General features: G+C 42.2%; 1 protein-coding gene. It reads right to left on the bottom strand.

Going from position 1 to position 1,399, the window contains the following annotated elements:
* Window positions 1-27 precede the first annotated feature (27 nt).
* Window positions 28-1,089 carry an IS110 family transposase gene (locus tag KFO40_RS25560; RefSeq protein WP_087321072.1) on the bottom strand — a complete coding sequence of 354 codons (1,062 nt, stop codon included), beginning with the start codon at window positions 1,087-1,089 and terminating at the stop codon, window positions 28-30.
* Window positions 1,090-1,399 lie beyond the last annotated feature (310 nt).

Below are 1,399 nucleotides of genomic sequence, written 5' to 3' on the forward strand. Positions count from 1 at the left end.
GTATTCTATGTTTCTATCCAAGTCATTTTATGAGTTTAACATTTTCTTAACATCGGTAAATTTAGCATTGTAAAACATGTATGTTTTTGGGTCGTAATAGACCTTCTTTCGCACAAGAGCCACAATAATCCTGATGAGTTTGTTCTTGACATTGTTTAAAGCCACTTGTGGCTTTTTACCACGCCCAATCAGTCGGTTATAATACTCTCTTATCTCTGGATTGAATTTTTTTGCACAATGAGCAGCCTGTCCCAGCAAGGATTTTATGAGCTTGTTGGCGAAATGGCTTGTTTTAGCCGGAGAGTGGATACTTGTGCCTGAATCTTTTCCAAACGGGGCAACACCATAATAACAGGCTATTTTGCGTGCGTCCAGGTCAAAACGTCTGAAGTTGTTGGTGAAGATAAGCAAACAGGCTCCGTTTTGACGTGCAACGCCTTTTATCGAAGTGATGATAGCATAGTTCTCCTTAAGTTCGGCATCACTTTCTATGATGCGGTCTATCATCAGGTCGCATTCCTTGATGGCATTATCAATCTCAGACATTAAATGCTTGCTTTTGCGCTTGATAAAACTGATAGCCTTCGAGGGTTCGGCGGCTTCCTTGTCTTGCTTTCTAACATCCATGGCAATATGTTGCTGTACCAATTTATGCCGGTAAAGAAACACCTCACGAAGTTGTGACAGCGATTCGCTAAGCGGCTCAAACAGGACTGCCTTGTCTTGATGTCTCCAGGCGTACTCTGCGATCATGGATGAGTCGGCCTTGTCACTCTTGACACGTTGGATTCCGCTACTATGCTTGATGGAATAGGCATTCTCAATCCATATGTCAAGGCCTTTGCCATACAGCCATTTGCTCAGTCCCAGACTACATGATCCGGTGTCCTCGCCACAGAATAACCACTCGTTCTCCACGGACTTGTCCGCATTCGTTTTGACCCATTTGAAGAACTGTCGATAGCCCTTTTTGTCGTTTGTGAACGTGCCGTATTCCCGATTACCAAACTCTTTGAGTCCACAAGCCTCGATGATGGCTGCATCGAATTTCTCTTTGGCAAAATCTATGCCGATAAATAGTTTCTTCATATCTTTACATATCTTTTTTTCAAGACTGATAAAAAGCTGTTTTTTACTCTAAACTCTAAATAGGCTCGTAGCCTTAATATTCTATCGGAGTTTTGCAGCTTGGCGGGGAGAGACCGTAACGCGGGATAGTCTCAAAGGACTTGCTTTTTTCTGGATTCCTCTCCCTGCCTGTCAGTCTTCTTCTTCATACAACAAAGATATTAAGACTGACATTGCTTCAATAAGTTCTCGGAACAAATTTATCTGCCACGCTTGGTATTATTAAGATAAATTTTCCACTCTCTTATCTTGCGACTGCAAACTTAGAGCT

It is taken from the genome of Bacteroides sp. 1001302B_160321_D4, assembly GCF_015667765.1.
In the GTDB taxonomy this organism is placed as follows: domain Bacteria; phylum Bacteroidota; class Bacteroidia; order Bacteroidales; family Bacteroidaceae; genus Bacteroides; species Bacteroides xylanisolvens.

Coding starts and splice junctions, on each gene's coding strand:
- KFO40_RS25560 (WP_087321072.1), bottom strand. CDS start 1,089: ATGAAGAAACTATTTATCGGCATAGATTTTGCCAAAGAGAAATTCGAT.